This is a genomic window from Martelella alba, from assembly GCF_006516955.1.
GTDB lineage: Bacteria > Pseudomonadota > Alphaproteobacteria > Rhizobiales > Rhizobiaceae > Martelella > Martelella alba.
The window spans coordinates 45,111-68,672 of record NZ_VHLG01000010.1; the positions used below are offsets into that span (position 1 = coordinate 45,111).

Annotated in this window: 21 protein-coding genes; 11 read left to right on the forward strand and 10 right to left on the reverse strand. The window is 59.6% G+C overall.

The genetic code is table 11. The annotated features are described in order from the left end of the window. Positions 1-58: 58 nt before the first annotated feature. The 6 genes from FJU08_RS14590 to FJU08_RS14615 all read right to left on the reverse strand — a co-directional run bounded on the left by FJU08_RS14590 (position 59) and on the right by FJU08_RS14615 (position 8,103). Complete coding sequence (locus tag FJU08_RS14590) at positions 59-373, reverse strand: SCP2 sterol-binding domain-containing protein (RefSeq protein ID WP_141149757.1); 315 nt, start codon at positions 371-373, stop codon at positions 59-61. 98 nt (positions 374-471) lie between these two features. After that, complete coding sequence (locus FJU08_RS14595) at positions 472-2,262, reverse strand: acyl-CoA dehydrogenase C-terminal domain-containing protein (protein WP_141149758.1); 1,791 nt, start codon at positions 2,260-2,262, stop codon at positions 472-474. 4 nt (positions 2,263-2,266) lie between these two features. Further along, positions 2,267-4,588, reverse strand: coding sequence for a 3-hydroxyacyl-CoA dehydrogenase/enoyl-CoA hydratase family protein (locus tag FJU08_RS14600; protein ID WP_141149759.1), 2,322 nt, complete (start codon positions 4,586-4,588; stop codon positions 2,267-2,269). Next, positions 4,588-5,724 carry a thiolase family protein gene (locus FJU08_RS14605; RefSeq protein ID WP_141149760.1) on the reverse strand — a complete coding sequence of 379 codons (1,137 nt, stop codon included), beginning with the start codon at positions 5,722-5,724 and terminating at the stop codon, positions 4,588-4,590. Before FJU08_RS14605 ends, FJU08_RS14600 begins: the two co-directional genes overlap by 1 nt. Before the next feature lie 160 nt (positions 5,725-5,884). Then, positions 5,885-6,319: a MerR family transcriptional regulator gene (locus FJU08_RS14610; RefSeq protein ID WP_141149761.1), complete on the reverse strand. Its 435-nt coding sequence runs from the start codon at positions 6,317-6,319 to the stop codon at positions 5,885-5,887. Between the two features lie 14 nt (positions 6,320-6,333). Continuing rightward, positions 6,334-8,103, reverse strand: coding sequence for a long-chain-fatty-acid--CoA ligase (locus FJU08_RS14615; RefSeq protein WP_235890737.1), 1,770 nt, complete (start codon positions 8,101-8,103; stop codon positions 6,334-6,336). Between the two features lie 201 nt (positions 8,104-8,304). Between FJU08_RS14615 and FJU08_RS14620 the strand changes: the two genes are divergently transcribed. Together FJU08_RS14620 and FJU08_RS14625 are read left to right on the forward strand one after the other, a co-directional pair. After that, a complete protein-coding gene (locus FJU08_RS14620) occupies positions 8,305-8,826 on the forward strand; it encodes an acyl-CoA thioesterase (protein WP_210245236.1) in 522 nt (173 codons plus the stop codon). Between the two features lie 37 nt (positions 8,827-8,863). Beyond that, on the forward strand, positions 8,864-9,790 hold the full coding sequence (locus tag FJU08_RS14625) for an NAD(P)H-dependent flavin oxidoreductase (protein ID WP_141149763.1): 927 nt from the start codon (positions 8,864-8,866) through the stop codon (positions 9,788-9,790). 47 nt (positions 9,791-9,837) lie between these two features. On the opposite strand, the gene FJU08_RS14630 is transcribed toward FJU08_RS14625, so the two are convergent. Continuing rightward, the gene (locus tag FJU08_RS14630; protein WP_141149764.1) at positions 9,838-10,764 is read right to left on the reverse strand and encodes an electron transfer flavoprotein subunit alpha/FixB family protein; all 927 of its coding nucleotides are present in this window, start codon (positions 10,762-10,764) and stop codon (positions 9,838-9,840) included. Beyond that, the gene (locus FJU08_RS14635; RefSeq protein WP_141149765.1) at positions 10,764-11,525 is read right to left on the reverse strand and encodes an electron transfer flavoprotein subunit beta/FixA family protein; all 762 of its coding nucleotides are present in this window, start codon (positions 11,523-11,525) and stop codon (positions 10,764-10,766) included. Before FJU08_RS14635 ends, FJU08_RS14630 begins: the two co-directional genes overlap by 1 nt. Before the next feature lie 216 nt (positions 11,526-11,741). Between FJU08_RS14635 and FJU08_RS14640 the strand changes: the two genes are divergently transcribed. The 3 genes from FJU08_RS14640 to FJU08_RS14650 all read left to right on the forward strand — a co-directional run bounded on the left by FJU08_RS14640 (position 11,742) and on the right by FJU08_RS14650 (position 13,525). Next, positions 11,742-12,122, forward strand: coding sequence for an MbcA/ParS/Xre antitoxin family protein (locus FJU08_RS14640; protein WP_141149766.1), 381 nt, complete (start codon positions 11,742-11,744; stop codon positions 12,120-12,122). Further along, positions 12,082-12,858, forward strand: coding sequence for an RES family NAD+ phosphorylase (locus FJU08_RS14645; RefSeq protein WP_141149767.1), 777 nt, complete (start codon positions 12,082-12,084; stop codon positions 12,856-12,858). The genes FJU08_RS14640 and FJU08_RS14645 overlap by 41 nt, the downstream gene beginning before the upstream one ends. A 469-nt stretch (positions 12,859-13,327) precedes the next feature. Next, positions 13,328-13,525 carry a hypothetical protein gene (locus FJU08_RS14650; protein WP_141149768.1) on the forward strand — a complete coding sequence of 66 codons (198 nt, stop codon included), beginning with the start codon at positions 13,328-13,330 and terminating at the stop codon, positions 13,523-13,525. Positions 13,526-13,566: 41 nt separating this feature from the next. On the opposite strand, the gene FJU08_RS14655 is transcribed toward FJU08_RS14650, so the two are convergent. After that, on the reverse strand, positions 13,567-14,601 hold the full coding sequence (locus FJU08_RS14655; protein WP_141149769.1) for a LacI family DNA-binding transcriptional regulator: 1,035 nt from the start codon (positions 14,599-14,601) through the stop codon (positions 13,567-13,569). A gap of 254 nt (positions 14,602-14,855) precedes the next feature. On the opposite strand from FJU08_RS14655, the gene FJU08_RS14660 reads away from it, so the two are divergent. The 6 genes from FJU08_RS14660 (at position 14,856) to FJU08_RS14685 (ending at position 22,308) form a co-directional block, all read left to right on the forward strand. After that, complete coding sequence (locus tag FJU08_RS14660; protein WP_141149770.1) at positions 14,856-16,136, forward strand: extracellular solute-binding protein; 1,281 nt, start codon at positions 14,856-14,858, stop codon at positions 16,134-16,136. Positions 16,137-16,268: 132 nt separating this feature from the next. Next, complete coding sequence (locus tag FJU08_RS14665; protein ID WP_181409858.1) at positions 16,269-17,201, forward strand: carbohydrate ABC transporter permease; 933 nt, start codon at positions 16,269-16,271, stop codon at positions 17,199-17,201. Between the two features lie 4 nt (positions 17,202-17,205). After that, the gene (locus tag FJU08_RS14670) at positions 17,206-18,051 is read left to right on the forward strand and encodes a carbohydrate ABC transporter permease (protein ID WP_141149771.1); all 846 of its coding nucleotides are present in this window, start codon (positions 17,206-17,208) and stop codon (positions 18,049-18,051) included. A gap of 13 nt (positions 18,052-18,064) precedes the next feature. Next, the gene (locus FJU08_RS14675; RefSeq protein ID WP_141149772.1) at positions 18,065-19,207 is read left to right on the forward strand and encodes an ABC transporter ATP-binding protein; all 1,143 of its coding nucleotides are present in this window, start codon (positions 18,065-18,067) and stop codon (positions 19,205-19,207) included. 39 nt (positions 19,208-19,246) lie between these two features. Then, positions 19,247-21,628 (forward strand): glycoside hydrolase family 3 N-terminal domain-containing protein, encoded by a 2,382-nt coding sequence (locus FJU08_RS14680; RefSeq protein WP_210245237.1) that lies wholly within the window; start codon positions 19,247-19,249, stop codon positions 21,626-21,628. A 143-nt stretch (positions 21,629-21,771) separates the two neighbouring features. Continuing rightward, a complete protein-coding gene (locus tag FJU08_RS14685; protein WP_141149774.1) occupies positions 21,772-22,308 on the forward strand; it encodes a hypothetical protein in 537 nt (178 codons plus the stop codon). Between the two features lie 21 nt (positions 22,309-22,329). Here the strand turns inward: FJU08_RS14685 and FJU08_RS14690 are convergent, their stop codons facing one another. Then, positions 22,330-23,505, reverse strand: coding sequence for an aminotransferase (locus FJU08_RS14690; protein ID WP_141149775.1), 1,176 nt, complete (start codon positions 23,503-23,505; stop codon positions 22,330-22,332). Positions 23,506-23,562: the final 57 nt, after the last annotated feature.

Sequence of the window (23,562 nt, forward strand, 5' to 3'; positions counted from 1 at the left end):
AAGGAATGTGAATCGCGCAAATAGCGATCCGGGTGCGCCGTAGACCGCATGAAACAGGTCAATCTTCGTTCAACAGGCCTATCAGCTTCAGGGCGACGCCCTGCGATCCCTGCAGCTTCAGACGGCCTGTCGAAAAGGCCAGCATCGGGCTCAACCGTCCGGCAATCAGCTTGGCCAGATTGTCGGACGACAGTTTCAATATCGTATCGGCTTCTGCAAAACCGTCAACTTCGCTGATCACGGCCTCATTGTCCGTGGCATCCAGCAAGAGGCTGCCGCCATCGGTGAGATCGAAGCGAATACGGTATCCCAGCGTTTCCAGCTGATCGGCCCGCTCCTCCATGGCCGCAATCAGCATCGCGCGCTCTGCCATATCAGTCCCCTTCCCCGCCTGTCGGCTGGGTGTTTGCGCTAGCTTAAACATAGATACGACGAAAGGCGAATACGACTTTCGTACCGAGCGGCTGGCGTCTAGAACAACGCCTCATCCAGCTCCATCATCGACGTCTTGCCGGCGCGAATGGCGGCAACGAGACCTGCCGCCTGCGGCAGGATCCGGTCCATATAAAAACGGGCCGTCACCAGCTTGGCCTTGTAAAAGGCCTGGTCGTCGCAATCACCGTCCAGTGCCTCATGGGCGATCCTGGCTGATTTGAGCCACATGAAGCCAAGCGCCACCAGACCGAACAGCCGCAGATATTCGGTGGCGGCGGCGCCGGCCTCTTCCGGGTCGCCGAGCCCCTTCTGGGCAATCTTTGCCGTTGCCAGCTGCAGCCCGCCAAAGGCTTTTGCCAGCGGTTCGGCAAGTGGCGCCAGCCGGTCGTCATCGACAGCGGCGTCGATTTCGGCAAGCACCGGGTGGAAGAAAGAGCGCAGGTAGCGGCCCATATGGGCGGGCATCTTGCGGCCAACGAGATCGAGGGCCTGGACCCCGTTGGTCCCTTCATAGATCATCGAAATGCGGGCATCGCGGACATATTGCTCCATACCGTGGTCACGGATAAAGCCGTGGCCGCCATAGACCTGCATGCCGATCGAGGCACTTTCAAAACCGAGATCGGTAAACAGCGCCTTGACGATTGGCGTCATCAGTGCGGCGAAGTCTTCTGCTTCCGCCCTCACCGTCTTGTCGGGATGATGCTTCATCATGTCGAGCGTGCGCGCCACCCAGCCGCCGAGCGCCCGGCAGCCTTCGGTATAGGCGCGGATCGTCATCAGCATGCGCCGCACATCCGGGTGAACGATGATCGGATCGGCGGGCTTGTCAGGATGTTTGGTGCCGGAAAGGGCACGGCCCTGCAGCCGTTCCCTGGCATAGGCGACAGCCCCCTGATAAGCCGCTTCTCCAACGCCAAGCCCCTGAATGCCGACAGAAAGGCGTTCATTGTTCATCATCGTGAACATGGCGCGCATGCCCTTATGCGGTGCGCCCACCAGCCATCCCGTGGCATCGTCAAAGGCCATCTGGCAGGTGGCTGACGCTTTGATGCCCATCTTGTGTTCCAGCGCCGTGCAGGAAACGCCATTGCGCGGGCCGGGCGTGCCATCCTCCTTCGGCAGGAATTTCGGCACCAGAAACAGACTGATCCCCTTGACGCCGGACGGCGCATTGGGAAGCCGGGCCAGCACGAGATGAATGATGTTTTCGCTGAGGTCGTGATCACCGGCGGAAATGAAAATCTTTGATCCGGTGATCCGGTATGAGCCATCATCCTGTGGCACGGCGCGGGTGCGCAACAGGCCGAGATCGGTACCGCAATGCGGCTCCGTCAGGCACATGGTACCAGTCCAGATACCTGCGACCATTTTCGGCAGATAGGCCTGTTTCAGCTCGTCCGAAGCATGATCCACCAGCGCTGTATAGGCGCCATGGGTGAGGCCGGGATAAAGCCCGAAGGACAGGTTGGTCGAGCAGGTCATTTCCTCGACCAGCTTGTTCAGCGCTTCTGGCAGACCCTGCCCGCCCCATTCTGGATCAGCGGACATGGCTGTCCAGCCGCTTTCGGCAAAGGCGCGATAGGCCTCGGGGAACCCCTTCGGCGTGCGCACCACGCCGTTCTCAAGCCGGCAGCCTTCTTCATCGCCAGACGCGTTGATCGGCAGAAGCTGCTCGGTGCAGAATTTTGCGGCCTCCTCCAGTATGGCATCGGCGAGATCGGGCGTGACGTCTTCAAGGCCGGGAAAGGTCTGATAGTCGGACATGCCGATCAGCTCGTGAAGCACGAAGCGCATATCCCTGATCGGTGCGTTATAGACTTGCATGGGCTTAATTCCTCAACGGGCGTCCGGTTTCAACAACGCTTTCGAAGCGCTGCAATGTCGGGATGGTCCTGACCAGGCGCATGAAGCTTTCATGTTCGAGTTCGAGAATGCGCTCCTCGCCGATCCGGTCGATAATGTCGGTGTCACCGCCGGAGAGAACGGTGGCAAGCTCACCGGCAACCGTGAGATCATGGGGCGTTGCGATACCACGCCTGGCAAAGCCCTCGGCGGCCATCACCATGGCGGCCTTCCCGGCAGGCCCCGGCAATATGATCTCGTCGGCAAGCGGTGGCCTGTAGCCGTCAACCATGGAAAGCGCTTTCTCCCTGGCATCGGCCAGCAGACGGTAGCGGTTCATGGTAACCCCGTCGCCTTTGCGCAGGATCATCATGTCGCGGGCTTCTTCCGCCGATTTGGAGACCGTGGCCGTCGAGATCATCTCGAAGACTTTCGCGGCCGCCGGCATCGGCCCCTTGGGCAGTTTGCCGCTTGTCTGCCAGCGGGTCAGCATTTCCTTGCAGCCGCCCCAGGCGGGGACAAGGCCGACACCGCATTCCACGAGGCCGATATAGCTTTCGGCATGGGCCTGGATGGCATCGGAATGGAGAAGGATCTCGCAGCCGCCGCCAAGCGCCATGCCGGAGGGCGCCGCCACCACCGGAAAATCAGCATATTTGAGCTTGCGATAGGTCGACTGTCCGGCCGAAACCAGTTTGTCGATCTCGCCCCAGGCGGCAATGTTGGCAGCGAAAAGCGCGAGCCCGAGATTGGCCCCGACGGAAAAATGCGTGCCCTCATTATAGATGACGAGTGCCTTGAAACGCTTCTTCACCAGCCCGATTGTCTTGTCGAGCAGCGCCATGATCTCGGCATCCATGGCATTGGCCTTGGAGGTGAATTCGAAACAGGCAACGCCGTCGCCGATATCCCAGAGTGCTGCGGATGCGTTCTTAAGCAATGGTTCGCTGGCGCGCTTGATATCCTCCAGCATGATCACGCCTTCAGGACGGACAATATCGCGATAGATGCCGTCGAGACCCAGCACCTGGCGGCGCCCGTCTTCGATCCGGTAAAAGCTGCGATTGCCGAGGCCTTCGAGAAGCGCAGGCACCGCCATGCCCTCGGCCTTCATCCGCGACACCAGCCAGTCGGCGCCGATCATGTCAATCAGCTCGAAGGGACCCCATTTCCAGTTATAGCCAAGCCGCATCACCTCATCGATGGCGGCGATATCATCGGCCACTTCGCCGGCGATGGATGCAGCATAGGACAATGTTGCCGCCATCACTGAAAAGGCATAGGCGCCGAGACGATCATCAAGCGCCATGACTTCGCGTGGCTTCTTCGCAGCCTTCAGCGCCGGATCTGAGGGTTTTTCGGAAAGCCGGTATTCACCGGTGTCAAGGTCGATCGCCTCCTTGATCTTCTCGCCGCCGGACCGGTTCAGACGGTAGAAACCGCCCTTGCCCTTGCGCCCGGTATAGCCTTCGGCAATCATTTTCGTGACCAGCGGCAGATCGGTATTGGTGTCGTGAAACAGATCCCCCTCCGGCAACGCCGCTTTCAGGCTGACGCCGATATGCGGCATGAGATCGAGACCGACCAGATCGATCAGCCCGAAAATGCCGGTTTTCGGAATGCCGAAGGGACGTCCCATCACCGCATCGGCTTCTTCGATGGTCAGCCCGTGCTCGATTGCCTTGATGACGCCAAGCTGGATCCAGGTGACGCCGAGCCGGTTGGCGATGAAGCCCGGGCGGTCATGGCAGGTGATCACGCTCTTGCCGAGCTTGCGGTCGGCGAAATCGGCAACCAGTGCTGCCAGTGCCGGATCGGTCTTTTCGCCCTTCACCAGTTCCATCAGCCGCATATAGCGCGGTGGATTGAAGAAATGGGTGATCATGAAATCGCGGGCGAAATCCTCCGGCATGCCGGAAACCAGTGTCTCAAGCGGAATTGTCGAGGTGTTGGACGAGATCGCACTCCCCTTGCGGCGCACCGCATCGATCCGGCGATAGAGCGCCTGTTTGATATCAAGCCGCTCAACCACCACCTCGATGATCCAGTCAACCTGGCCGAGTTGTTCGAGGTCATCCTCGATATTGCCGGTTTTGACCAGCGCCATGGCCCGCTTTGACATGAAGGGAGCCGGATCGGCCTTCTTCATCTTTGTCAGCGCCGTTTCTGCAATGATGTTACGGTTTTCAGCGCCTTCGGGAACGATATCGAGCAGCAGAACCTCATGGCCGGCATTGGCCACCTGCGCGGCGATACCGGAGCCCATCACGCCTGCGCCGATGACGGCGACTTTCTTGATTTCAGCCATCAGACACGCTCCAGAACCGTTGCGATCCCCTGCCCGCCGCCAATGCACTGGGTGGCGAGTGCGAACCGGCCGCCGTCGCGGGCGAGAAGGCTGGCCGCCTTGCCGACAATGCGTGCGCCTGTGGCGCCCAGCGGATGGCCGAGCGCAATGGCGCCGCCATCGATATTGACGGCTTCGTCTTTCAGCGCCAGTTCGCGCATGCAGGCGATTGCCTGGGAAGCGAAAGCCTCGTTCAGTTCGACAACGTCGAGGTCGTCAATGGCGATGCCCGCGCGGGCGATGGCCTTTTTCGTCGCACCCACCGGACCGATGCCCATCACATCCGGCGCGCAGCCAGCAATGCCGACGGATGCAATGCGGGCAAGCGGTGTGAGGCCGTGTTTCAGGGCATAGTCCTCTGAGCAGACCAGCACGGCCGATGCGCCATCGGTAAGCGGCGAAGATGTTCCGGCGGTCACCGAGCCGTCCTCCTGAAAGGCCGGTTTCAACCCGGCCAGGATTTCGGCCGTTGTCCCGGCCCGGATGCAGCCATCTTCCGAAACGGCCGATCCATTGCTCCCGATCGCGACGATCTCATCCTGCAATCGGCCCTGTGCCTGTGCTGCGGCGGCTTTCTCATGGCTGAGCACGGCGAAGGCTTCCTGTTCGGTGCGGGAAATCTGCCAGCGCCGGGCGACGTTTTCCGCCGTATCGCCCATGCCCATGTAGGCGGCGGGCATTTTTGCGGCGAGTGACGGGTTTGGAAGCGGGTTGTAGCCCATCATCGGTACGCGGCTCATGCTTTCCACACCGGCGCAGATGAAAACCTCGCCAGCACCGAGCTGGATCTGGCCTGCGGCCATGTGGATCGACTGCATCGAGGAACCGCAATAGCGGTTGACGGTGACACCGCCGACCGAAAGCGGCAAATCTGCCATCAGCACCAGCATACGGGCCAGATTGAAGCCCTGTTCAGCCTCTGGAAACGCGCAGCCAAGGATCAGGTCTTCAACATGTTCGGGATCGACGCCGGTGCGTTCGATCAGCCCCTTGATCACCTGGGCTGCGAGATCATCGGGGCGGACCCTTTTCAGGTCGCCTTTCTGGGCAAGAGTAAAGGGCGAGCGCTGATAGCCCGCGATCACAACATTGATCATGGCGTCCTCATGGAAATCAGGTTTTGCAGGGAAAATGCGTGTGTGATCTGTCCCGTCGATTGGACAGGCTGAACTGTTCGGCGGGCCGTGCGGCGCTGCCGTTTAACATATGGAAAGGCGGGGTCATCAACACCGCGCCATCCGTCAGTAAAGGTAAATGTCAGCTTGCGAGCTGATCCTTCGCGGAGCGATCCGAAAGACGGATTTCGGTCTCGTTCAGAACCTGCTTCAGCTCGCTGAGTGTCAGATCGAGCGCAATCTTCTGATCCTCCAGAAGCGCAATCCGGCTCTGGACCGCCTTCTGCAGGGCCGTCAGCTGTTCTTTCTGGGTTCTGTCGATCTCGTAGAGATCCAGAAACTCCTTGATTTCCTGAAGCGAAAAGCCAAGGCGTTTGCCGCGAAGGATAAGAATGAGGCGGGCGCGATCCCGGCTTGTATAGATGCGAGTCTTGCCCGCGCGGCCGGGGCTGATCAGACCCTTCACCTCGTAAAAGCGCACTGCCCGTGCCGTCAGACCAAGCTCGTCGGCAAGCTGGGTTACGGTGTAAAACTGATCCGTCACGCGAAACCTTTTCGTTACATAACGCTTGATCATAGCGACCTCCTGGCTCAAGCGTCAACATGGGCAGGCCTCCGATCTGCTTCGTCCTGACGGCATAGATGTGCATTGCGCTCTTCTTCGATCAGTTCCTTTTTGGAAAGTTTGCCGATCAGCGTTTTCGGCAGGCTGTCGCGGATCTCGATCGCCTTCGGGCGTTCGATTTTCGACAGCCGCTCGGCGAGAAAGGCCTGCAATGTTTCCGGCGTGACCGCGTTGCCGGGCCTGATGGTTACAAAAGCCTTAGGGCTTTCGCCGCGATAGGGATCGGGGACACCGATCACCACCGCTTCGGCCACGCTATCATGCTCGTATAGCGCTTCCTCGATCACGCGCGGATAGACATTGTAGCCTCCGCAGATGATCAGATCCTTGATCCGGTCGACCAGGAAAAGGTAGCCATCCTGATCGAGATAGCCGATATCGCCGGTGCGCACCGCATCGCCGACAAGTGTGGCGGCGGTCTCGGCGGTGCGGTTCCAGTAGCCCGACATGTTCTGCGGTCCGCGCACCCAGACCTCACCCCTTTCGCCGGTGGCGAGGATACGGTCCGGCTGGTCTGGATCGTGGATTTCAACAATGGTGCCGGGCAGTGCCTTGCCGGCAGAGCCGTCACGCACGGCCGAGCCGTCGAAGGGGTTGACGGAGACGACAGGTGAACACTCGGTCAGTCCGTAGCCCTCGCAGAGCGTGCAGCCGGTGAGTTTTTCAAACTGCGCCCGGACCTCGTAGGGCAGCGGTGCGCCGCCCGAAATGCAGAGCCTGAGCGAGGTGATATCAATCTTCCGGGTCATCGCCACGGCATTGATGGCGCTGTATATTGTCGGAACCGCGGGGAAGAGCGTCGGCCGGCGCTTCTCCATCAGCGCGATCAGCTCATCGCGGTTGAAACGCGGTACCAGGATCTGCAAGGCACCGATCTCGATCGCCAGCAGCATGATCACGGTCATGGCAAAGACGTGGAACAGCGGCAGAACACCGACGATCGTCTCCACGCCTTCTCGCAACATGTCCGAGCCCTGATGCGTGATCATCTGCCGGGCATTGGAAATGAGGGCGGCATGGGAGAGCATCGCGCCCTTTGAAACCCCAGTCGTACCGCCTGTATATTGCAAAACGGCAATATCGTCTGGAGAGAGTGCAATGGCAGGAAGCGGTCTGCCCCTGCCCCGGCGCATCACTGTGTCATAGCTGATATGGACGCCGTCTCTTGGAATGGCCGCCTTTTCGGACCGTTTCAGCAGCCTGAACGCCAGGCCCTTGGCGGGCGGCAGCGCATCCGCCATCGGGCAGACGATGACATGCCGGAGGCCGGATTCCGAAACGATATGGCCGAGATTTTCATAGGCGGCTTGAAGATCAAGCGTGACCATGATCTCGGCACCCGAATCGCGGATCTGTGCCAGAAGCTCGCGGCCGGTATAAAGTGGGTTGAAGTTGACAACGATGGCACCGGCCTTGAGTGCTGCGAAATAGCAGATCATCGAATAGGGCGTATTGGGCAGGCAAAGTCCGAGCCGGGTGCCCTTCTTGACGCCGATCGCGGCGAGGCCGGATGAAAAACGGTCGATCAGACGGCCGATTTCACCATAGGTGTAATTGCGGCCGTAAAATTCGATTGCAGGCCGCGTTGAAAATCGCCGGACGGCTGCATCAAAAAAGGCCGGTAGCGTCAGCCCTTCATCCGCGCGGCTGAACAGATGGGCGCTGGTGCCCCGTGTCTGCAATAGGTCGTTGCTGCCGGCGGCTGCGGCCGGCTTTGCAAAATCTTGCTGTCTCACGTCTCCTCCCTGGATAGTGCCGGCCCCTCCTCAAAGGCCTGTGGCAGTATCTTCTTCTCGACATGACTGATAGGGTATATAGTATACGTATACGTCATGCCATTCAAGCAAAAGGTTGACGGGTGTCAAAATTCTGGTGGTCTATCCTGATCCACCAGCTGTTCAGGAGCGAATACGATGTATGTCTGGCGCAGATTGTTGATGACGATCGGCCGCAGCCGGTTTCAGCCGAAGCTTCAGCCGCCGCAGGATATTTCCACGGTCTGGCTTCGTGTCTGGCCGCAGGATCTCGACCTCAACATGCATGTCAACAACGGTCGCTACCTTACCTTGATGGATATAGGGCGCATGGACCTGCTTTTCCGCTCCGGACTTGCGCAGAATATGCGTCGGAATAGGTGGATTCCGGTTTTGACGGGGCTGAATGCGCGTTATCGCCGATCGCTTGGGCTGTTTTCCCGCTTTGCTTTGGAAACCGAAATTGTCGGCTGGACGCAGCATTCCCTGTTCATGGAGCATCGAATCGTGACGGCAAAGGGTGAGCTTGCTGCAAGCGCAGTCGTGCGGGCGGTGGTGCTGAAGCCGGGCGACAGCAAGGAAAAGGTGACGACGGCGGAATTTTTCGCACCGCTCGGCTGTCTGCCGGAAAGCCCTGCCCTGCCCGAAACCTGCTTGCTGTTGCTCTCGCCCTCCGAGCGGGCGGCAATGGCGTCGGCAGCATGAGGGTAAGGGGCAACAAATGCCCTGAGGAGGAGGATAAATGGTTACGCTCGTTGAATTCAAATCGCGGTTACGCCTGCCGGTGATCGCCGCACCGATGTTTCTCGTATCTGGTCCCGATCTGGTCATCAATGCCTGCAGGGCCGGGATCTGCGGCACGTTTCCGGCGTTGAACCAGCGCAGCACGGCCGGGTTTGCTGCCTGGCTGGACGAGATCGAAGCTGGCCTTGCCGATCAGCCCGAGGCCGCCCCCTTTGGGGTCAATCTGATTGTTCATCGCTCCAATAGCCGGCTTGAGGCCGATCTTGACGAAGTGGTGCGTCATCGTGTGCCGCTGGTGATCACCTCCCTTGGCGCGGCGCGTTCGGTGGTTGAGGCCGTGCATGGCTATGGCGGCCTTGTGTTTCACGATGTGATCAGCCGCCGTCATGCTCAAAAGGCTGCGGATGCCGGTGTCGATGGCCTCATCGCGGTTTCAGCCGGTGCTGGCGGTCACGCCGGAACGATCAACCCCTTTGCGCTCATTTCGGAAATCCGCGCGGTGTTTTCTGGGCCGATTGCGCTTTCAGGAGCGATTTCCAGTGGCGCGCAGGTGCTGGCGGCGCAGGCTGCGGGTGCGGATTTCGCCTATATGGGGACCCGTTTCATTGCGACGCGCGAGGCGCTTGCAGCGGAGCCCTACAAGGCGATGCTGGTATCGGCGCATGCCAGTGATATCGTCTATACGCGCGAGATTTCAGGTGTGAACGCCAATTTCCTGCGCCCCAGCATTGTCGCGGCCGGCCTTGATCCGGATGCCCTGCCGCCCCACGGGGCACCCGATATTGCCAGTGAGGCGAAGGCCTGGAAATCGGTCTGGTCCGCCGGTCATGGCGTTGGTGCGATTAGTGATATTCCAGGTGTCGGCGCGCTGGTCGATCAGCTGGAGGAAGACTATCGCGCAACGCTGGCGCGTCTTTGTCATTGAGGTCATGCATAAAGGACGCCACGGGCAGAGCCCGTCCTGTCTCCTGATCAAAGCTTGCGCTCAAGTTCCGGCACGGCCTCGAACAGGTCTGCCACAAGACCGTAATCGGCAATCTGGAAGATCGGTGCATCCTCATCCTTGTTGATGGCGACGATGATTTTCGAATCCTTCATGCCGGCGAGATGCTGGATGGCGCCGGAAATGCCGCAGGCGATATAGAGTTCGGGTGCGACCACCTTGCCGGTCTGGCCCACCTGCCAGTCATTGGGAGCGAAGCCGGAATCAACTGCCGCGCGCGATGCACCGACGGCGGCGCCCAGCCGGTCGGCAAGCCCTTCAATAAGGGTGAAGTCTTGCCTGGAGCCGACCCCCCGGCCACCGGAGACGACGATGCGGGCCGAGGTGAGTTCCGGACGGTCGCTGGCAGCCAGCTGATCGGCGATCCAGGCCGAACCTTCCGGTTCTTCCGGCACGGGAACAGGGGTGATGCTGGCGGCCGGTCCCTCACCTGCTGCGGCGAAGCCAGAGGTGCGGATGGTCAGCACCTTGATCCGGTCACTACTTTTCACGGTCTGGATCGCATTGCCGGCATAGATCGGCCGGGCGAACTGGTCTGGCCCGTCAATGGTGGTCACATCGGAAATCACCATCACATCCAGCAACGCGGCGAGCCGCGGCATGACATTCTTTGCGGTGCTCGTGGCGGGGGCGGCAATGATGGCGTAATGCTCGGCGAGGCTGGCGATCAGGGCCGCGAGCGGTTCGGCGCGCTGATGGGCAAGAGCAGGCGCTTCGGCTGAAAGCACCTGCGATACCCCTTTGATTGTTGCAGCCTCCCGTGCGGCCTGACCCGTCTGAGCATCTGCCACGAGCAGGGTTATGGCGCCAAGCGGGGCAAGTGCGGCGACCGCCCGCGCTGTCGCATCGCGCATCAGTCTGCCATCCGCCGTTTCGGCCAGAACGAGTATGGTCATCAGATCACTCCTGCTTCCTGTTTCAGCTTTTCGACCAGGGCATCCACCGAGGCAACGCGGACGCCGCCCTTTCGCCCCTGCGGCTCCGCCGTTGCGACGATTGCGAGCCGTGGCGTGATGTCGACACGGAAGTCTTCGGGTGTTCGCTCCGTGAGCGGCTTTTTCTTTGCCTTCATGATGTTGGGCAGGGATGCATAACGCGGCTCGTTGAGCCTGAGATCGGTCGTGACAATGGCCGGCAATGTGACACGGATCGTCTGCAGGCCGCCATCGACCTCACGAATGACCTCTGCCGTGCCATCATTCACCGTGAGCTTTGAGGCGAAGCTGGCCTGCGGCCACCTAAGAAGTGCGGCCAGCATTTGCCCGGTCGCGTTCATATCGTTGTCGATCGCCTGCTTGCCGGTGATGATCAGATCCGGCGTTTCCTCATCGGCCACAGCCTTCAGCAGCTTGGCAACGGCAAGCGGTTCGATGTCGATGGCTGGATCTTGCGCGGTTATGATCAAAATGGCGCGGTCCGCGCCCATGGCGAGCGCGGTTCGAAGCGTTTCCTGCGCCTGTTTCACTCCGATGGAAACGGCGATGACTTCCCGGGCGATGCCTTGTTCCTTCAGCCGGATCGCCTCCTCCAGCGCGATCTCGTCGAAAGGGTTCATCGACATTTTGACATTGCCGAGATCGGGTCCGGATCCATCGGACTTCACACGGATCTTGACGTTGTAATCAACCACCCGCTTGACGGGCACCAGTATTTTCATCGCTTGCCTCCTCCGCAAGACATGTCGGCATCCGCTTTCAGGCTGGGCGCCATGTTGATGATAATTACCAATACGATATATAAATGACGTATAGGTTATATGCAACCTGTTGCCGACGGCTTGCCCTAGGCTGTCGGCCGGAAGAGGGATTTGTGGCCGTAGGATCTTTACCACGGAAGAATTCATGCCTATATTCCCATCAGAAAGGAATTAGCCATGCTTCATCCTGTCTCTGCGCAAAATGTGCCTGATCGCGGCGCGATCCTGACCAAGGCCGTATCGCGGGCCGGTGACCGGCTTGGCCTGTCCGGCCGGGTGCTGGCCGATGTGCTTGGCGTGTCCGAAGCGCAGATCTCGCGCTATCGCAGGGGCGAGGCCATTCTCGCCGAAGGAACAAAACCGTTCGAACTGGCTGTGCTCATGGTCCGCGCCTTCCGGTCGCTTGATGCCATCACTGGCGGGGATGAAACGGTGGCGCGCGCCTGGCTGACAGCGGAAAACGGAGCGCTTGGTGCACGCCCGGTTGATCGAATCACTTCTATTCAGGGACTTGCCGATGTCGTCGCCTATCTGGACGCCCGCCGCGCTCCGCTCTGAGGCGCATGCCTATTCCGGCAAGGGCTGGCGGCTGGTGGAGGCGCAGCATCTGGTTTCAACGCAGAAGCTGGTCGATACAGCCGACGAGCAGGAGGCACTTGAGGATATTCTCGAGACGACCAAACCGCCGGTTCCGGCTGGTTGCCGCCATCTGGACTATCTTCTTTCAACCCCCTTTCGCTATCGTCCCTACCCCTTTGGCTCGCGCTTCCGCCGGGCCGGGATCACGCCTGGCGTCTGGTATGGTGCAGAACGGCCGGAAACGGCGGTGGCTGAGATGGCCTTTTATCGCCTGCTGTTTTTTGCCGAGAGCCCCGACACGCCATTTCCTGACAACGCAGCGGACTATACCGCGTTTTCCGCCTCTCTTCACGTTGACCGGGCGCTCGATCTGACCGCCGGTGGCCTGGCGGCGGATGCGGCCTTGTGGACCCATCCAACCGACTATGAGGCCTGTCAGCTGCTGAGCGAGACAGCGCGCGCCGCAGGGGTCGGGCTGATCCGATACTGCTCGGTGCGCGACCCTGACGGCGGCATGAATGTTGCTGTGTTGACCTGTGCGGCCTTTGCCAGCCCAGTGCCGCTCGACCGGCAGAGCTGGCGGATCCGTATTGCCGTTTCCGGTATTCAGGCCATGCGGGACTTCCCACGCCTGCGGCTGGAATTCTCACCCGCGACCTTCGCCTCTGATCCGCGTCTTGCCGCGATGGACTGGAACCGGTTCCGCGGGCACTGAAACCCTGCCATTTCACGTTGATTTTGAAAATGCTGCCCTTTTCGGAAGCGTGGACTTATGCGTAATTCCTATGGAATTATAGGCATTGAAGTATACATTGGTTCAATGATGAATAAAAGTTAATCATTGTTCGCTTTTGCTGAAGTTATTCATAAAATCGATTGTTGTATATCATTGCGATAATATAGTTATAAATCCCAAGGGCGATCCAGTTCAGCTTTGCCCGACTACAAGACCTCCAAAACTGCACACGCCTCGACTGATTTGGCACCAATAGAGGTTGTTCCAGGAATGGGTTGTGTCCTGCAGGTCTCGGTACCCGTGAACCATGCCTGCTGCGGTCGTGAACCCGAAGAATGCCGGCAATATCCTGCCGGAAATGCGGGTCCCGTCATGGGATCCGCAGAGCCCCCCCCCTGCCATCACCGTATCGGGATGGCAAATGCGAGAAACAAATAAGGAGAAGACTATGTTTGCTACCATGGCAACACTCAAGGGCGTTAAAATCGCGCATCACGCAATCGAGAGCAAACTCAACCCGGAAGGGCAGCAGCGGCGCGGCAACGTCGTTGGCACGGCTGCCAATCTGTTGGGTCAGGGATCCAAGGGCCATGGCGTTGGCGGCCTTGCGGGCAAAGTCCTCAAGGGTGCGGAACTCATACTCTAGGAATATGTCCGGCCATCCTGTCCCCCTGTGGATGGCCGGGGTCAGTCTGCTTTGCCGGAGGCACTGGCCGTGCGCGGCGGAGCAACTGACTGGCGGCTCACCAGTTCAGCAGGCAGTGTGATCTGCTTTGACGGCGCCTCAAGCCCCAGGATCAGCGCCAGCAGCATGTTAACGGCCGAGCGGCCCATCTGCTGCAATGGCTGGCGGATCGTTGTCAGCGGCGGATGCATCTGCGCCGCCAGCGGAATATCGTCAAAACCGACAATCGAAATATCACCGGGAATATCCAGCCCGGCCTCGCGCACGGCGGCATAGGCGCCAAGTGCGCTGATGTCATTGGCCGCAAAAATGGCGGTCGGTGGTGATTGCAGCTTTAGCAGCCGCTTGGCCGCGTCAAAGCCGCTCCGCTGAAGAAAATCACCCTCCGCAATCAGGCCGGGATCATCATCCAGACCAAACCGTCCCACCGCGTCGCGATAGGCGGAGAGCCGCTGGCGCGCCGACAGCAGCCGGTTGTCGCCGGTGATGAAGGCGACGCGGCGATGGCCGAACTCCGCCAGATGCTGCATGATAAGCCGCCCGCCCTGGTAGCTGTCGGCCATGACCGAGGGAAAGGGTGGCTCATCCTCCTGGGCATCGATCGTCACCACCGGCACAGCCGCACGGTCGAGCGTTTCGAGATAATGCGATTCATACGGCAGGATGGTGATCACGCCATCAGCGACCTGCTGCACCAGGCTGACAACGCTTGACGGCGGCTGGCTGTCGCTGTCGGGCAGCGAGTAGACCAGCATTTCATAGCCCGCCCCGCGCGCGGCGCGCCCAACCCCCATCACCAGATCGCTGGTGAACGGCGTGTGCAGCTGGGCGATGACGCCGATGATATGGGTTCGCCCGGAGGAGAGCTTCTGCGCCAGACGGTTTGCGACATAGCCCATCTCGTCGGCGATGCGCAGAATGTCCTCGCGCGTTTCTTCTGACACGCCGGGTTGATTGTTGAGCGCGCGCGAGGCAGTCATGCGGGAAACGCCCGCGACCTTGGCGATCTCGGCAAGTGTCGGTGTTCGCTGTTTCATCCTGTCCTCCCCGAGGCGTCTGGCCCCTGGCTTTTTCTGCAATCGCGCCCGGTCTGGCCGTGTCTGGAGCCTCTCGCCCTTCTGCATTTAAGGCGGCAGCTCTGGCCTGTCCATATTCGGGGCTGCGCTGCCTGACCTTTCGGTGCTCGCACTGCTGTTGAAATGGAACTGAAAGGCGATTGACACTTCATAACGTTACCGGTAACGTTACACCCATGGCGACATTTTCGCCACTGTTTCCATGGGAGGAAATCATGAATTCACGTCTTCTGCCGCGCGTTGCGGCCCTGTTGTGCACGGCTGCCGCCATTGCGGCCGGTCCTGTTGCTGCCCATGCTGATGATGTCATCACATCATGGGATCTGCGTTCCGATGCGGTGACGGCTGGCACCATCCGTGATGCTGCCGACCGCTTCGAAGCGGCCAATCCCGGCTATAAGGTTGAAGATTCCCATTTTGCCAATGATGCCTACAAGACCAAGCTGAAGATCGGCTTCGGTGCCAATCAGCCGCCTTGCGTCTTCGCCTCCTGGGGCGGCGGGCCGCTGAAGGAATATGTCGATGCCGGCCAGGTCATGGATATGACGCCCTATCTCGACAAGGACCCGGCCTTCAAGGACCGCTTCATTGATGCAAGCTTCGGACCTGTGACCTTTGACGGCAAGATCTATGGTATTCCGGCCGAAAATACCGGCCTTGCTGTGGTCTTCTACAACAAGGACATGTTTGCCGAATATGGTCTGACGCCGCCGAAAACCTGGGATGATCTGATGAACATCATCCAGGTGCTGAATGACCACAATGTCGCGCCCTTTGCCCTTGCCAACAAGAACAAATGGCCGGGCCTGATGTATTACGGGCTGCTGGTTGACCGTGTTGCGGGGCCTGGTGCCTATCAGGCGGCCTCCACCGGCTCGGGCTCGTTCACCGACCCTGCCTTTGTCGAGGCTGGCACGCTGTTGCAGGATCTGGTCAAGGCCAATGCCTTTGCCAAGGGCTATAACGGCCTCGATTATGACATTGGCGGTTCGCGGCGCCTGCTTTATGCCAACAAGGCGGCCATGGAAGTCATGGGCACCTGGGAGCTTTCCTCGATCATCAACGAGAACCCCTCCTTTGCTGACAAGGTCGACTTCTTCACCTTCCCGAGTGTGCCCGATGGCAAGGGGGATCCGAGTGATGTGCTCGGTACGCTGGGCGACAATTATATCTCGGTTTCCGAAGCCTGCCCCTATAAGGACAAGGCCTTCGAGCTTGCCACCTATATGACCGATGATACGGCCGCTGCCGACCGTCTTGCCAATCAGCGGATGATGCCGCTGAAGAACATTCAGACGGATGATCCTTTCCTGCAGAAGGTTGCCAATACGGTGGCGAATGCCCAGAGCGTTCAGCTCTGGTATGATCAGGATCTGCCGCCCGCCGTTGGTGAAGCCACCAAGGATGCGGTTCAGGAGCTTTTCGGTCTGTCGATCACGCCGGAACAGGCGGCTCAGCAGATCCAGGATGCGGCATCGGCCAAGGCCTCCAACTAAGGCCCTTCCCAAACTGTCTGCCGGTGCAGCGATGGTCTTTCAGATCTGTCCCGCACCGGCAATCTACCCGACGCACGCGCTTTCAAACGCGCGTGCGAATGGAAAAGGCTGGCTTCTTGAAAGGACATCATCATGTCACAGGTCGGCGACAGCACGCAGTCTGACCGGCTTCGGAAACAGCGAAAGCTGATTCTCGCCAACAAGACCGCTCCGGTGATCTTTCTCGCACCGGCAATCATTCTGCTTCTGATCTACCTACTCTACCCGCTGGTTTCCAGCTTCCACTATTCCTTCCTTGACTGGAACGGTCTTGGCGACAACGCCAAATTCGTCGGTTTCGCCAACTGGAAGCGACTGATCCATGACGGTGTCTTCTGGCATTCGGCCTGGAACAATATTCTGCTGGCACTGTTCTCGATCGTCATCCAGCTGCCGATTGCACTGGTTCTGGCTGTTGTGCTGGACGAGGCGTCCAAGGGTTCACGGATCCTGAAGATCCTCTATTTTATCCCGCTTTTGATGTCGTCGGTTGCACTCGGCGTCTTGTTCAAGAACATTTATGATCCGAATTTCGGGCCGGTAAATGCTATTCTCGATGCGATCGGCCTGCCCGGTCTCGCCCATGACTGGCTTGGTGATCCAAGCTACGCGCTTGGCTCCGTCATCGTCGTCGTGCTGTGGCAGAACATCCCCTTCTATATGGTGTTGTTCCTCGCCGGGCTTGCCTCCTTCCCGCGCGAGATCACCGAGGCCGCGCGCCTTGATGGCGCCAGCCAGACGACGATCTTCTGGCGGCTGAAACTGCCGCATCTGCAAGGCACGTTCCGCACCGCCGTGCTGCTCGCGGTGATCGGTTCGATGCGTTACTTCGACCTCATCTATGTCATGACCGAAGGTGGGCCGGAAAATGCTTCGCAGGTGATGGCGAGCTACATGTACAAGCAGGTCTTCGCCTCCTTCGAGCTCGGTTACGGCACCACGGTCGCCTCGGCCATGTTCATCATCATCACCGTGATTGCGGCCATTTCCTTCCGCCTGTCGCGGCGCTTCGAGACGGAGGTCTGAGATCATGGCAACACATGCAAGAAAATCCGGTTTTTCGGTCAAATCCGTTGTGATCCCGGTGCTCGGCCTGTTCTGGCTGGCGGTGACCACCCTGCCCTTCATCTTCGTCGTGATGATGAGCCTGAAGACCCAGAACGAAACCTATGTGAACCCGGTCTGGGCATTGCCGGAAAGCTTCAATCTTTCCAATTATATCGATGTGCTGAAGGGGTCTTTTCTGATCTATCTCAGAAACAGCCTGTTTGTCATCTCGGTCTCGGTCATCCTGATCGTGCTGATTTCGGCCATGGCTGCCTATGCGCTGGCACGGCTGAAGTTCCGGCTTTCCGGCGCTCTGTTCGGGCTGATTGTTGCCGGCATGATCGTGCCGCTTCATGTGACGCTGGTGCCGGTCTATCTGATGACCAAATCGATGGGGCTTTATGATACGCCAGCGGCCCTGATCGGCCCCTATGTGGCAATGAGCCTGCCGATCTCGATCTTCATCCTGACCGAATTCATGCGTCAGGTGCCGAAGGAACTGGAAGAGGCCGCCCTGCTGGATGGCTGCGGTCCGTTCAAGGTGTTCTGGAAGATCTTCTTCCCGCTGTCCGGGCCCGGCCTTTCCACCGTTGCGATCTATAACGGCATCATGCTGTGGAACGAGTTCGTCTTTGCCTATGTGCTGACATCCTCGCCCGACAAACGCACCCTGCCGCTCGCCGTCTGGGATTTCCAGGGCCAGTACGCATCCAACATTCCCGCCATTCTCGCCGTCGTCACCTTGAGTTCCCTGCCGCTGATCATCGTTTACGCGATCGGCCAGGAAAAGATCGTCAACGGCATGATGGCCGGCTCACTGAAGGGCTGATGGAGACAAGACCATGACCAGTATCACTCTCACAAAGGTCGAAAAGCGCTTTTCCGCCGTCACCGTTCTGCACGGTATCGACCTTCAGATCGCAGATGGCGAGTTCTGCGTCTTCCTCGGGCCGTCAGGCTGCGGCAAGTCAACGCTCTTACGCACCATTGCCGGTATCGAGACCTTGAGCGAAGGCACGCTTACCATTGGCGAGGAAGAAATGAACGACGTGCCGCCATCGGAACGCGGCGTCGCCATGGTGTTCCAGAATTATGCGCTCTATCCGCATATGAGCGTTTACGAAAATATGGCTTTCGGGCTGAAACAGGCGAAAACGCCGAAGGCCGAGATTGAGCGGCGCGTCGGCGATGCAGCCCGTATTTTGCAGATTGAAAACCTGCTGGAGCGCAAGCCGAAACAGCTTTCCGGCGGCCAGCGCCAGCGCGTTGCCATCGGTCGTGCCATCGTCCGCCAGCCAGCCGTCTTCCTGTTTGACGAGCCCTTGTCAAACCTCGACGCCGCACTCAGGGTGCACATGCGCACGGAGATTTCCAATCTTCACCGCGACTTTCCTGAAGCCAGCATGATCTATGTGACCCACGACCAGACCGAGGCCATGGCGCTGGCCGACAAGATCGTGCTTTTGCGGGCGGGACCGGATGTGCTGACCAAGGGGTCGATTGCCCAGGTCGGCGCGCCGCTGGAGCTCTACCACCGGCCGAAAAACCTGTTTGTCGCCGGTTTCCTCGGCTCACCGGCAATGAATTTCCTGCCGGCAACGCTGGCATCGGTCGGCCCGAACGGGGCATCCGTGACGCTTTCAACAGGGGAGACCATAACGGTTCCGGTGGATGCTTCAGCGCTTTCCATCGGCGCCAAACTGACGCTCGGCATCCGTCCGGAACATATGCAGCCGGCGGTACCCGGTGCCACCGAGCAGGTTTTGACCCGCAAGGTCGCCTCGGTCGAGAATTTCGGCGAATATAGCTATCTCTATCTCGATAGTGACGCGCCGATGATCGCCAAGGTCGCCGAGGACATCGTCAGCCCCGCCGAAGCCCCCACCACTTTTTCCATCAAGCCGACCTCCTGCCACCTCTTCGACGCCGCCGGCGATGCGCTCAGCTATCTGCCGAGTGTTCCCGGACCGCGCAAGCAGGCATGACGCCGTCGTATCGCTATTGGAATTCAGGACATGAACACAATGACCACGCCCCTTTACAAGGACCCTGCCCTCTCGGTCGAAACCCGCGCAGAAGATCTGATCTCGCGCATGTCGCTTGCCGAGAAGATCGGCCAGCTGCACGCTGTCTGGCTGTTTCTCGAGGAAAACGGACAGCACCGCACCCGCTCGGACCAGTTCACCGGCTCCTCGGACCCGGAAACGCTCAAAGCCATGCTGTCATCCGGCCTTGGGCAGGTGACCCGGCCGCTCGGGACGCGCAGTATCGACGCGCATGAAGGCGTTCGCGCCCTCAACTGCCTGCAGCGTTTCATGATCGAAGAAACCCGCCTTGGTATTCCCGTCATGTCGCATGAGGAATGCCTTTCCGGTCTGATGATCAAGGGGGGCACGCTGTTTCCCTCATCGCTCGCCTATGGTGCCACCTTCAACCCGGCACTGATTGAAAAGGTCGGTGAGGCGATCGGCCAGGAGGCACGCGCCATTGGCTGCCATCAGGGACTGGCGCCGGTGCTTGACGTTGCGCGTGACGCCCGCTGGGGCCGCACCGAGGAAAGCTTCGGTGAGGATCCCTACCTCGCCGGCATCATGGCGACCCATTATGTGCGCGGTCTGCAGGGCAAAAAGCGCGATCTTCTGGCGACGCTGAAACACTATGCCGGCCATTCCGCAAGCGAGGGCGGCCGCAACCATGCGCCCGTTCATATGGGCTGGCGTGAACTGAACGACATGTTCCTGCTGCCGTTTGAAATGGCGGTGAAGCTTGCCAATGCCGGTTCTGTCATGCCCGCCTATCACGATATCGACAACGAGCCGGTTCATGCCTCGCATCATCTCCTGACGCAGGTGCTGCGCGAGGACTGGGGTTTTGATGGGCTGATCGTTGCCGACTATGTCGGTGTCAGCCTGCTCTATCAACATCATGGTGTCGCCGCTGACCGGGCGGAGGCTGCAGCGCTTTCCTTTGGCGCCGGTCTCGATATCGAACTGCCGGGCGATGACTGTGCCAAGGATCTGAAGGATGCGGTCGCACGCGGCCTGATTTCGGAAGACAAGATCACCGAAATCGCCCGCCGTGTCCTGGTCGAAAAGTTCCGCATCGGTCTGTTCGAAAAGCCCTACGCCGATGACACCAGGATCGAACTGCAGTCTGAAACAAGCGTGGAGACCGCCCGCAAGGTCGCAGAACAGTCGGTAACGATCCTTGACAATACCGGGATCCTGCCGTTGAAACCCGGCGTCAAGGTCGCTCTCATCGGCCCCTGCGCCGATGATCCGCTGGCACTGCTCGGCGACTACTCATTCCCCGTCCATCTCATTCACAATGAGGCTCAGGAAGAGGTCGAAAGCGTTGTCACGCCGCTTGAAGCGTTCAAGAGGGCTCTGGGGGAGGACAATGTCGTCTATGCACGCGGCTGCAATATCCTTGATGAACGCCGGGCCGGTGCGCCGGTGTTCCCCGGTGATGTCGACGACAGTACGTCGCTGGAGCAGGCCTCGTCGCTTTCCACGCGGCTCGACATGATCCCGGACGCCATGGCGGCGGCCAAGTCGGCCGATGTTGCGGTGGTCTGTGTCGGCGATCTGTCCGGCATTTTCCAGACCGGAACCGTTGGTGAGGGCTCCGACACCGATACGCTGGAACTGCCCGGCGTGCAGCAGAAACTGATCGACAGCATCATCGCCACCGGCACGCCGGTGATCGTGGTGCTCTCCTCCGGGCGTCCCTATAATCTTGGCGGAAATGAGGACCGCATCGCAGCGCAGGTCATGACTTTCTTTGCCGGGCAGGAAGGCGGTACGGCGCTTGCCTCGGTGCTGACCGGTGCTGTCGAACCGTCCGGCCGTCTGACCCTTTCCGTGCCGAAAAGCGCTGGCGCCGGCCCCTATTTCTACAACCATAATTTCAAGTCTTCAGGCACGCCGATCGCCCGCCATTTCGGCAGCCGTTATCCCTTCGGTCATGGTCTGAGCTACACGCGTTTCGACTATTCCAACATCGTGCTGGAGCGCAATGCCGTGGATATCGAAACCGGTACGGTCGAGCTTTCCTTTACCGTCACCAATGTCGGTGGACGCAAGGGCGTGGCTGTGCCGCAGCTTTATGTGCGCGACGAACTGGCCTCGGTCGTCCGCCCGGTCAAGGAGCTGAAGGCTTTCGGCCGCGTGGAACTGGCAGCGGGAAGCTCCGCCCGAGCCCATATCCGGGTGCCAGTCGACATGCTGAATTTCACAGGTCAGGAAGGCAGGCGTGTGGTTGAGCCGGGCTTTTTCACCCTGATGATTGGCGCTTCAAGCGGTGATATCAAGCTAAAGGCGCGGGTTGAGGTCAAGGGCGCACGGCGTCTTCTGGCGAAGGACTGGCGCATGGAAAGCCGCTTTTCATACGACTATCAACTTTGAGGGTCGCGGGTGGCGCTGGGGCGAAATGCTGCCAGCGCCACAAGTTTGCCGTGTTATTGGCAAAATCGAATATAATATCTGTATATTCTAGAATATATTTGACGGAGATTTTTTCGTTAGCTGAGTGATATTGCGAGTTTGCCATGACCATCAGAACCGGCCCAGGACAATCTTCGCGCACGTCTGTCGTGCAGGAAGCATCTACACCACCCGCAAGAGACGCCGCAAGGCGTGGCCGTCCCCTCGGCAAGGCCGGTACAGCCAAGCCCTCGGCCAACGAGGGCAGCATGGCAAATGTCTATGCCCAGGCCGCCGACGGGGCGAATTTGCCCGCGAGAGCTGATCGTCAGGCAGACAAAACAGCTCACTATCTCACCGGTGGCCAGAAGGCCTTTATCGCGCGCAACGGCGATGCGATGAAAAAACTGGGCCTTGCTTCGGAAAATGGCGAAGTCTCGCGAACCATTGCCGCCTTTATCGACAAGCCGGGCGCCGAGCAGTCAATCCGTAACCTGACCGACCCGGCGAAGAAGGCAGCACTGACCACGCGCGGCTTTCTGGATGGAGATGGCAAGGTGACCAATTCTGCCCGTTCCATCATGAAGACGCCGACATTGTTCGCCGTCCTGTACGGTGACAGGGCTCTCAAGGACCTGAAGCTTCTCGGTCTCGCCGAATAGCAAAATTTTCGAGACCTGATGCTACAGTTTCACTGGCAGGCGGGTCGTAAGGGTTTTGATGACCTCGACATCCGCATTGGCGAAGGCTGCGCGAATATAACCTTCCTGCCTTGCGCCAAAGCAGCTGCCGGGCAAAACCAGAATTCCATGCTCACTGGCAAGATCGCGGGCGACCTCCATGGCATGCTTGCGATCGAAGGGGTGTCTGAGATAGGCAAAATAGGCACCGATCGAGATGATCTGCCAATGGCCCGCCGTTGCGATTGCCTGTTCGAAGGCCAGGCGTCGTCGATCGATTTCGTCACGATTCTCGTCCCGCCAGGTCTTCAGCCTTGTCATGGCGCCGACCAGGGCATGTTGGGCAGGGCGCGGGGCGCAGATCTGCAGATTGTCCATCACCTTGGCGATTTCGGTCATGATCCGGCCGCCTGCGGCGATCGCACCGACACGGTGGCCGGGGATGCAATAGGCCTTGGAAAAGCTGTAGATGTGGACAAAATGGTCGCGCCATTCCTGTCTGGTGAAAAGATCGTGCGGGGCATTGCTGCCGGCCGGGAGAAAATCGCGATAGGTCTCATCCACGACCAGCATGATGCCAGCCTTGATGCAATGATCAAGCAAGGCATCGACAAGTGCCGGCGGATAGATACCGCCGGTCGGATTATTGGGGGTGACGATGAAAATGGCCCGGGTTTTTGCATTCGTTGCAGCCTTGATCGCCGCCATGTCCGGAAGGAAACCGGCCGCGGGATCGCCATCGACGACGCGGACGGTGATGCCGAGCATGCGCAGCGTCATGTCATGGTTGAAATAATGCGGCCCGATCAGGATCACCTCATCGCCGGGCCGTGCAAGCGAAAGCGCCATGACGAAGAAGGCCTGATTGCCACCGGCCGTGATTTGCAACTCACTGGCAGCAAGATTGCCGCCATAAAGTGCGTTGATATCGGCCGCGAGCGCATTGCGCAGCACGCCTTCCCCCTGAATGTCACCATAGCCTGCAAGCGCCGCATCGCCGGCCGTTTCGGAAAGGGCCGTCAGAAGATCCGCATGCGGCGCGTAGCCGGGCACCGCCTGGCAGAGATCGAGAACCGGGCCGTGCCGGCCGTCATAGGCGGCCAGCGCCTGACGAACCGCCGGGATGGGCGGAGCGTCCATGGTTTCGACAAGCGGGTTCAGCAATGGTTTGGCAGACATGGATTTTTCCGCGAACAAGAAGGAAGGCCTTTCGGGCTTACCCCTTCTTATGCGTCA